At 73.4% G+C, this 9,509-nt stretch carries 6 protein-coding genes; 1 reads left to right on the plus strand and 5 read right to left on the minus strand.

Features of this window, described 5'->3' with window-relative positions; all coding sequences use genetic code 11:
- From VF612_RS16990 to VF612_RS17000, 3 genes are all read right to left on the minus strand, one after another.
- The coding region (locus VF612_RS16990; protein WP_408661038.1) for an alpha-(1->3)-arabinofuranosyltransferase domain-containing protein at positions 1–3,738 on the minus strand (3,738 nt) is incomplete at its 3' end.
- On the minus strand, positions 3,735–4,421 hold the full coding sequence (locus VF612_RS16995) for a class I SAM-dependent methyltransferase (protein WP_408661042.1): 687 nt from the start codon (positions 4,419–4,421) through the stop codon (positions 3,735–3,737). The genes VF612_RS16990 and VF612_RS16995, both read right to left, overlap by 4 nt.
- A gap of 185 nt (positions 4,422–4,606) precedes the next feature.
- Positions 4,607–5,911 carry a S8 family peptidase gene (locus VF612_RS17000; protein ID WP_408661043.1) on the minus strand — a complete coding sequence of 435 codons (1,305 nt, stop codon included), beginning with the start codon at positions 5,909–5,911 and terminating at the stop codon, positions 4,607–4,609.
- A gap of 333 nt (positions 5,912–6,244) precedes the next feature.
- Here VF612_RS17000 and VF612_RS17005 point away from each other — a divergent pair, with 333 nt between their 5' ends.
- Positions 6,245–7,375 (plus strand): glycosyltransferase family 4 protein, encoded by a 1,131-nt coding sequence (locus VF612_RS17005; protein WP_408661039.1) that lies wholly within the window; start codon positions 6,245–6,247, stop codon positions 7,373–7,375.
- Here the strand turns inward: VF612_RS17005 and VF612_RS17010 are convergent.
- The gene (locus tag VF612_RS17010) at positions 7,360–7,509 is read right to left on the minus strand and encodes a hypothetical protein (RefSeq protein ID WP_408661040.1); all 150 of its coding nucleotides are present in this window, start codon (positions 7,507–7,509) and stop codon (positions 7,360–7,362) included. The two genes, VF612_RS17005 and VF612_RS17010, sit on opposite strands and share 16 nt — an antisense overlap.
- The gene (locus tag VF612_RS17015) at positions 7,509–9,278 is read right to left on the minus strand and encodes a hypothetical protein (RefSeq protein WP_408661041.1); all 1,770 of its coding nucleotides are present in this window, start codon (positions 9,276–9,278) and stop codon (positions 7,509–7,511) included. Before VF612_RS17015 ends, VF612_RS17010 begins: the two co-directional genes overlap by 1 nt.
- Between the last annotated feature and the right edge of the window lie 231 nt (positions 9,279–9,509).

The raw sequence follows: 9,509 nt of genomic DNA on the forward strand, positions 1-9,509 counted from the left end.
CCCCCACGCCTGCTGCCAGCCGTCCAGCCGGACGGCGGGCAGCCGGCGGCCGTTCAGGCTGGCCTGCCAGCCGGGGTTGAAGTTCTCCCGGACGACCAGCATCGCGGCGGCCGGGGTGTCCACCCGGACGGTGCGGTGGGCGGCCTGCCAGCTCAGCGGCGTGACGGTTCCATCGGCAGAGCCGCCGGCCAGCGCCAGCCCGGGCCGCCGCAGGGTCAGGCTGAGCGGGCTGGCCGACGCGCTCGCGGCCAGCCGGAGATGATGGCGGCCGGCCGGCAGGGTGGTCGGCGCCGGGTCGCAGGTGCGCGCGGCCACCCGCTGGCCGGCCAGCAGCTGCTCACGGGTCGCCTCGGCCCGCAGCGGCAGCGGGATGCCGTCGACGATCACCGCCAGCCCGGACGAGCAGCCGAGCTCGACCTGCTCGGCCAGCCGCGGGTTGTCCGCCCCGTTCACGGCCACCTCGGTGATCCCGGCGGGCAGCAGCCGGGGCGCCCGGAAGCGGGTGCTGGTGGTGGAGCGGAGCTCGGCCTGCAGCACCGTGATCGCCACGGTGCGGGTGAGCACCGGCTTCGGCAGCCTCAGCACGCCGTCGGCGGGCAGCTCGAAGGTCGAACTCCGGCCGCCAGCGGTGACGGCGACCCGTTGCGGGCGGGCCAGCGCAGTGGCCGGGTCGGTGTCCAGCCGCAGCGTGGACACCAGCCGCCGGCTCCGCAGGTCCAGCGTCAGCGTCGGCGCCTGATCGCCGGCCGCCGACACCCAGCTGGTGGCCGGGTCGCCGTCCACCGCGGCCCCGGCACGTTCCCGGGGATCCGGGTCGTCGACCGAGGACGCCGTCGCGGCGATGCCGGCGCCGTCGTCCAGCAGCGCGTCCAGGGCCGCCCCCGGCCGCGCCTGCACGGTGGCCGCGATGTCATAGCGCTGGCCGTCCGGCATGGTGAAGGTCCGGTCGAGCACGCCGTCGCTCTCCCCGCTGCTGGCGAAGGTCGCATCGCACGCGGCCCGTCCGGCCACCGTCAGGCAGTTGGACCGGCCACCCGGCTCGACAACGAAGCTCAGCGCGTCCGGAACCGCCTCGGGGGTCGGCACCACCAGCGTCCGGGTGGGGGTGAGGCCGGCGATCGTGAACATGGAGATGCCGACCGAGCTGGCGCCGGGCGAGGCGTCCAGCACGGTGAGCCGCAGCTGCCGGGTCGGCCCGGGCGGCAGCGCCAGCTGCTGCGGAAACGGCCCGGGCGAGACGTCGGAGTCCAGGACGCCCGCGTCGGTGGAGATCCGGACCCGGTTCGGATAGCCACCGAGGGTGGCCGCGAAGGCCACCTCGACCGCAGGCTCGGACGTCGGCGCGGCCAGCGTCACCGACAGCCACTGGCCCTTGACGCCGGCCAGCGCTCCACTGCGCCAGGACGTCGCGGGGTCGCCGTCCAGCGCCGACCACGGCCCGTAGCCTGCGCCGCGATTGACCAGCGCGCCGGCCTCGGCGCCGGACGAGGACGCCTGGATGTCGGTGATGCCGCCGCCGTAGGCGATGGTCGAGAGCGGGCCCGGCGACGGGGGCAGGTAGTCCTGGGCCGCCCGGGACTGCCGGTACGGCTGGTTCGCGGTCAGGGTGGCCGAGGTCGAGCCGGACTGGCCGAACGTCGCCTCCTTGCGCCTGATGCCGTCGGTGACCACGGTGGCAGCCGGGCCCTCGGCGTCCGAGCCCTGGCCGTCCGAGCCTTGGGAGTCTGAGCCCTGGGAGTCCGAGCCTTGGGTGTCCGAGCGCTGGGCGTCCGAGCCTTGGGTGTCCGAGCCGAACAGCACCGGCGTGTCCGCGGCTATCCCCGCATCGATCAGCGAGCCCAGCGAGTCCGCCGAGCCGGTGGCGTGCACCGCCCCCGCGCTGGGCAGCAGCCCCACCGCGCCGGACCACCCCGCCACCTCGAAGATCTCGATCGCCGGCCGCACGGCGGTGGCGCCGACGTCGACCAGCCGGTTCCGGTCCGGCGGGAAGTCCGGGGCGTTGCCGAACGAGGTCACCCTGGACAGGCCCGGGGTGGCCCGCAGCGTCGCGTGCACGAAGGCCAGGTTGGTGGCCGCGGACGCCGCGGTGTTCAGGTCGTTGCGCACCACCAGGTACCGGATGCCGGCCCGGGCCAGCAGCGGCGCCAGCGCGTCGTCGCCGCGGCCGGCGGCCATCCGCAGCGACAGGTCGTCCAGCAGCCGGATATAGCCGGCCGGGGTCAGCGGGATCCCGTCGCGGACCGTCCACGGCGCCCTGGCGACCGGCTGCAGCGCATCGTCGACGGTGGCGCCCCAGACGTAGGTCGGCCGGGACGCCCCGGGAACCACCAGCGACCGGCCGGCGCCGGAATGGCTGCCCAGCCAGGAGCCGGCCTGGCGCCACCAGCCGGCCTCGGTCATCGACCGCGGCTGCGGGATCACCTCGTTGACGACGGCGGGCGCCGCGGCCAGCGCGCCGATGGAGACGGCCAGCACCGGGGCCAGCAGCCGGGGACGCAGGTCCAGGGTCAGGCCGCCCCAGCGCGGCTGCCAGCGTTCGGGCGTCTGCAGCCGGCTGAGCAGCCATCCGAGGCCCAGCGCCAGCGGCAGCCGGATCAGCGGATCGAACTTGTGGACGTTGCGGAAGGCGTTGAGCGGCCCGTCCAGCCAGCTGCGCACCCACCCACCGGCCGGCGGCCCGACCGGCGCGACATAGCCCATGGTGACCAGCGCCAGGCCCAGCAGCAGGCAGCTGATCGCGAACAGCCGGTGGGGCTGGGCGCGCCGGCCCAACCCCGTCAGCCCCGCGGCCGCCACCGCCGCGGTGGCCAGCACCACCGCGGGCACGGCGACCAGGATCCAGCCGCCCGGCCAGATCCCGGGACCGAGGTAGGCCTGCCAGTGATCAGCCCCGCGCAGCGAGGCGATCAGGCTGGTGATGCCGGTGGTGACGCTGCTCGGCTCGATCCAGTCCAGGAACGGTGGGCTGTAGCGGCCGAGCAGCAGCAGCGGCAGCACCCACCAGGCGCTGGCCAGGACCACCGCCACGCCGAACCAGAGCATCAGCTCCCGACGCCGGCGGCCGCGCTGCCGGGTGAGCAGCCACAGCGCGGGCGCCGGCAGCACCGCCAGGGTGGCCGCCGCGTTGACCCCGCCGGCGAACAGCAGCGCCACCCCGGCGAGCGCGCCGGCACGCCGGGTCGAGCCGCGCTCGGCGCCGGTCACCAGCGGGATCAGCACCCACGGCAGGACCGCCATCGGCATCAGCTCCGAGGAGATCGAGCCCAGCTCGCTGAGCATCCTCGGCGCCAGCGCGTAGCTCAGGCCCGCGGCGACCTTCGGCCAGAACCCGGCAGCGCCGAGCAGCCTGGCCAGCCGGACCATCCCCAGGAAGGCCACGACCACCAGCGCCGACTCCCAGCCCCGCTGCACCACCCAGGCCGGCAGTCCCGCGAGCTTGCCGAGCACGAAGAACGGGCCCATCGGAAACAGGTATCCGTACGCCTGGTTCTGCAGCTGGCCGGCGGCGCCCAGTGGATCCCAGAGCGTCAGGGACCGCCGCAGGAACCGCAGCGGATCGACCACCAGGTCCAGCTTGGTGTCCGGAGCGGTCCGGCCGGCGCTCTGGCAGAACACCAGCAGGATCAGCCCGAAGCACACGGTGATCAGGCGCAGTCGCTGCACCGCCAGCGGCAGCGGCCGGTCGGTCTGGGCTGGCGCCACATCGTCGGTCCGGGCCTGGGGCGCGGTTGTCGTCATCGCTTGCGCAGCACCATCGCGAGATTCCAGAGCACCACTTCTCGAAGGGCCGGAACCCGGATCAGCCAGCACGCCCACCAGGGATGATACCGAGGGAAGGCGGCCACCAGCTCGGCGTCCGGACGGCTGCGCGCCCAGGCCAGCGCCTGGCTGACCCGATGGTCGAACAGCGACTCCCCGAACGCGTTCTTCGGCTGGTGGCCGGTCCTGCGGACGTAGCGCCGCCGGGCGTAGCCGCCGCCGAGATAGTGCCAGGGCGCCGTCTCATGCCCGCCCCAGGGCGAGAGCCACGGTGTGAAGGACAGGAACACCGTGCCACCCGGCTTGGTGACCCGCAGCAGCTCATCGGCCATCACCCACGGCCGCCGGAGGTGCTCGGCCACGTTCGAGCAGTAGGCCACGTCCACCGACTGCGAGCGGATCGGCAGCGCCTCGCCGGAGCCGCACAGCGCGACGATCTCCGCGGGCAGATCGGTGGCGATGTCGAGCTCGACCCCGATATAGCTGGCCCCGGCCTGCTGGAAGGCGCGCCCGAAGTACCCCGGTCCGCCGCCGACATCGAGCACCCGGGCTCCGGGCAGCGAGACCCAGTCGGCCAGCTGCCGCACCGCGTCGGCCGCGAGGGCGGAGTAGAAGTCAGCCGGCCGGGTCTGCTCGACCAGGAACAGCCGGAACAGCCGGATCGAGCGGCGCAGGGTCGCTGCTCGGCGAGGGCTGCTGGAACGCACCGGCGAACCGTACCCGTCCACCCTGAGGGCGGACGAACCCGAGGCGACAGCGGACGAACCCGAGGTGACAGCGCCGAGCCCGCGCCGCAAGGAAGATGCGGCGCGGGCTCGGTGCCCTCAGCTATGCGGTGGGACTGGAGCTACTTGGACAGTGCCGCGTAGGCGTCCAGCCGGCCGCCGGTCGTGGTGACGCCGGCCATCGAGGCGGTCGGAACGGCGCTGCTGAGCAGGGCGTTCTTGATCGCCGCGACCGTCGCCCCCGGGTGGGTCGAGGCATAGAGCGCGGCTGCTCCGGTGACGTGCGGCGTGGCCATCGAGGTGCCGCTCAGGGATGAGTAGCTGTTGTAGGCGGTGGTGGACCAGACCGCCGAGCCCGGCGCGCCGATGTCAACGCTGGTCGGGCCGTAGTTGGAGTAGCTGGCCCGGGCGCCGGTCTTGGTGATGGCTGCTACCGAGACCACATTGGCGTGCGAGTAGGAGGACGGGTAGCTGGGGGTGGTGTCGTTGTTGTCCCCGACCTGGTCGGTGCCGCCGTTGCCGGCCGCGGCGATGAACAGGATGTTGGCGCTGTTGGCCCGCCCGATCGCGTCGCCGAGCGCCTGGGAGTACCCGCCGCCGCCCCAGGAGTTGTTGGTCGCGACGATGTTGACCCCACGCGCCTTCAGGCCGTTGAAGTAGTCGATCGCCTTGATCGCGTTGGCGGTGGTGCCACCGCCCGCGCCCAGGAACTTGCCGCTGATCAACCGGACGTTCCAGTTGACCCCGGCCACGCCGGCGCCATTGTTGGCCTTGGCGCCGATGGTGCCCGAGACATGGGTGCCGTGGTCGTCGGTGACACCGAGCGTCGTGCCGTCATAGACGGAGTTGTTGTTGCCGTCGAAATCCCAGCCGTAGACGTCATCGACGTAGCCGTTGCCGTCGTCATCGGCGCCGTTGGCGGTCTCCAGCGGGTTGCCGACCTGACCGGCGAGATCAGGGTGGTTGTACTGGATGCCCTCGTCGATGATGCCGACGTACACGCTCGAGGAGCCGGTGTTGCCCGCGGCCCAGGCAGCCGCGGCATTGCTGCCGTAGGCATTGGCCGGAGTCGTGCCGGGGCCGTACATGCCCCACAGGCTGCCATCGGTGTAATAGGGATCGGTGCTGGTGGCGGCGTGGGTGTAGATCCAGTTCGGCTCGGCGTAGGCCACCGACGGGTCGGCCTTCAACGCCTGAATGGCGCGGGACCGGTCGGAGCCGGACGGCAACCGCAGCAATTCGACCTCGCCGCGGGAACCGGCGCCGGGGACCACGCGCTCGGCCAGCCGGGCCGCTGCCCGGTCACGGGCCCGGGCCCGGTCGGTCGTGGCAGCGCCACTGACATAGCCGACCAGCACCTCATTGGCGACCGCGGACGGCCCCGCGGAGGCGGCCCGGGGAGCGGGCGCGGCCGACGCCGACGACATGGCCACGGCTGGAATGCTCAAAGCAACAGCGCACACTGCCACCGTTGCGACACGGAATAAAGGCGGACGCATCAGATCTCCTTTGTATAACAATCAGATATCGCAATCTTAATACGGGGCGCAAGAATTTGCACCCATCAATTAAAAATTGACCTATTCCGCTGACCTCACTCACACATAGGCGAATTCGCCGTTATAAAACCTTTATATGTGCTGGAATTACTCCGCACCTGTCGGGGAGCCGCTGGGGTACGCCGCGCGGAGGGCGAGGGCGCCGTGACCGGCCGGGAGTTGGGCTACCCTCCAGTAACTGTTCAACGCGGTCAGGGAGCAATGGATCAGTCGACGACGCCCGGACGCATCACCTTTCTGGTGTGGCGCGACACCGCCCACCCCGACGGCGGTGGCTCCGAGGTGTACGTCGAGCACATGGCCCGCTGGCTGGCCGACCGCGGCCACCAGGTCACCATCTGCTGCGCCGCGCACGCCAACGCCCCCGCCGACGAGGTGCGCGACGGTGTCCGGTTCCGCCGCCGCGGTGGCCGGCTCAGCGTCTACCCCCACGGGCTGGCCTACCTGCTGAGCCCCGCCGGCCGGCGCGCCGACGTCGTCGTCGACGTCCACAACGGCATCCCGTTCGCCGCTCCGCTGGTCCGGCGCCGGCGGCTGCACGTGCTGGTGCACCACGTGCACCGCGAGCAGTGGCAGATCATCTATCCCGGCGTCCGGGGCCGCATCGGCTGGTGGGTGGAGTCCTGGCTGGCGCCCCGGCTGTACCGGCGCAACCCCTACATCACCGTGTCGCAGTCCAGCAAGCGCGACCTGGCCGGACTGGGCATCGCCCCGGACCGGATCTCGGTGGTCTGCAACGGAATCGACGTGCCGCACCCGTCCCGGCTGCTGCCGCGCTCGCCGACCCCCCGGATCTGCGTGCTCGGCCGGCTGGTGCCGCACAAGCAGTTCGAGGATGCGCTGCGGCTGATGGCTCGGCTACGAGCGAGCATGCCCGAGCTGCGGCTGGACGTGATCGGCTCGGGCTGGTGGTCAACAGAGTTGGTCGCCGCGGCCGAGGCGCTCGGGGTCAGCGACCTGGTCACCTTCCACGGCCATGTCAGCGACGCCGAGCGCGACGCCCTGCTCGATGCCAGCTGGCTGATGCTGGCGCCCTCGATCAAGGAGGGCTGGGGCATCGCCATCATGGAGGCCGCCGCCCGGTCGGTGCCGGCGCTTGCCTACTCCTTCGCCGGCGGGGTGACCGAGTCGATCGTCGACGGCGAGACCGGCGTCCTGGTGGCCGACCTGGACGAGCTGGTCAATCAGTGCCGGGTGCTGCTGACCGACACCGAGGCGCGGCTGGCGATGGGGAAGAAGGCCCGCAACCGGGCCCAGAGCTTCGGATGGCAGCGTTCAGCGGAGGCTTTCGAGCACCTGCTGATGGAGCGGCGGGATCAGCGGTTGCCGTAGGGGATGACCTCGACGGTCTCCGCCGGGTTCTTGTCCGGAGCAGCGGTCGACGCGGACACCACACCCCACACGGCGGTTGCGGCCAGCGCCGCGCCGATGACGCCGGCGACCGCGGTCGAGATGAGCTTGCCCACTAGGAACCCTCCGAGCTCGATGTTACCGGCGAGTGTAGCAACCTCGGCCGGACGGACCGGACCATCCCGGCAGTCGCCACGGCGGCTGCTGCCAGGATCAGCCCGGCGACCAGCAGGTCGGTTGTCATCACCAGCCAGCGCCGGCCGGCCGGGTTCGCGGCGGCCTGGACCAGCCCCGGAACCCGGTACAGCTCCACCGCGCCGCCGGTCAGCACCGGCTGCAGACCGGACAGGTCAGGTCCCGCCGGCCCGGGCGTGTCGGCCTCCCGCAGCACCCAGCCGATCCCCTGGGCTGCCAGCGCCGGTCCCAGCGCCGCCGGGGCCGGCTGGGAGCCCAGCAGCGCGGCCACCCGCCGGGCGGCCGGGTCCTCGCCGCTGAGCACGGCGCCCGACACCGCCAACCGGTCATCGACCACCGTCTCGGCCGGCAGCCAGCGCGGCGCCGGGTCCAGCACGGTACGTCCCGGCGCCCAGCCGAAGCTGCGGTAGGAGCCGAACGGCAGCACCAGCACCGCCGAGGACGACCCACGCACCTGCTGGGCGGCCTGCCGCCATTCGGACGGGTAGCGGACCGGGGTCAGCGGCGCCTTGAGGGTGGCCGGGGCGTCGGGCAGCAGCACCAGCGGCAGCGCCAGCGCCGCCAGCACCACCGGCCAGCCCGGCAGCCGGTCCGCCAGCCGGCCGGTGAGCCGCTGCACCGCGGCGCCGGCGCTCAACACCGCCAGCAGGACGAACGGCATCAGCCACTTCTGCCCGTCCCGCAGCAGCCCGGCGCCCGGCAGCTCCCGCACCGCCCACCGCAGGCCCGCGGCCAGCCCGGGCACGGTCCCGGCCATCGCCAGCACCAGCCCGGTGACGGCCACCAGCACCAGCCGCCGGGTCAGCCGGCGTCCCAGCCGTGCGTACAGGCCCGGCAGGCTGGCCAGCAGGGCGGCCAGCACGGCGGCCGTGCCCAGGTAGCCGAGCAGGCCGGCCCGGCTGGCCGGGGTGACGTCTGCGTTCCAGATGCCGCCCAGCCCCAGCAGGCTCATCCAGGCGCCACCCGGGCGCTCGGAGCGGGCCGCGAACGCCGCCACCCCGCGCGGATCGCTGGTGGCGCCGGCCGCCGAGGTGAGCGCGGGCACCAGCCAGGGAAGTTGCACCAGCACCGCGGCCGCCAGCACCGGCGCCAGCCGGCTGAGCTGGCGGGAGGCGGCCACCGCGACCGCGACGCCGGCTCCGATCAGCGCGCCGGTCGGGGTGATCGCGCAGCACGCCAGCCAGCACAGCAGGGCCGCCGTCGGCCGGAGCCAGCCGCTCCTACCCGGCCGGTCGGCGGGCTGGTCGCTGAACCGGGCGGCCGCCCGCACCAGCCAGGGCAGCGCCCCGTACGCCCACAGCAACGCCCACTGCCCCAGCGCCAGCCGCTCGACGACGAACGGGTTCCAGACCGCGAAGCCGGCCACCGCGACCGCCGCGGGCAGCGAGTTCGGCCGCAGCAGCCGGGTGCACCCCCAGCCGGCCAGCAGCAACGGCGCCAGCAGCGCGATCCGGCCCAGCACCGCGCCGTCGAGCACCCGGCTGGCCACGGCGACCAGGGCATCCAGCGGCACCGCCCGGGGCGCGCCCGTCCCCAGCCCGAGGGATTGCGGGGTGAGCGGCTGGCGCGGGGTGAACACCATGTCGTGTCCCAGGCCGTAGCCGGCCAGCCGCTGCGGCCACAGCAGCACGATGGCCAGCACCAGCACCCAGCAGTCGGCCAGCAGCGCCGATCGGGTTGGCAGGCGCACGCCGCTCCTCTCCCCGGCCGGTCGGGGTCGTTAGGCTCGAACCCGGCGGACGCCGTGCGGTTGCGGGCCGAGCCAGACTGTAACCGGTAGCTGTCGAGAAGGGCTGGTGAGCGTGGCCAAGCGGGCCCTGCCGTCACGGGCACAGCTGTCACGGGCACAGCGCCTGGGTCGGGCTCCGGCCGCCGATCCCAGCCCGTCACCTCCGGATCTGCAGGAGCCGCACACATCCCA

This window comes from Jatrophihabitans sp. (assembly GCF_036388195.1).
Lineage (GTDB): Bacteria > Actinomycetota > Actinomycetes > Mycobacteriales > Jatrophihabitantaceae > Jatrophihabitans_A.

What these genes read in the sequence shown, in the direction of transcription:
- VF612_RS17005 (WP_408661039.1), top strand. Translation starts at nt 6,245, where the DNA reads ATGGATCAGTCGACGACGCCCGGACGCATCACCTTTCTGGTGTGGCGC.
- VF612_RS17000 (WP_408661043.1), bottom strand. Translation starts at nt 5,911, where the DNA reads ATGTCGTCGGCGTCGGCCGCGCCCGCTCCCCGGGCCGCCTCCGCGGGG.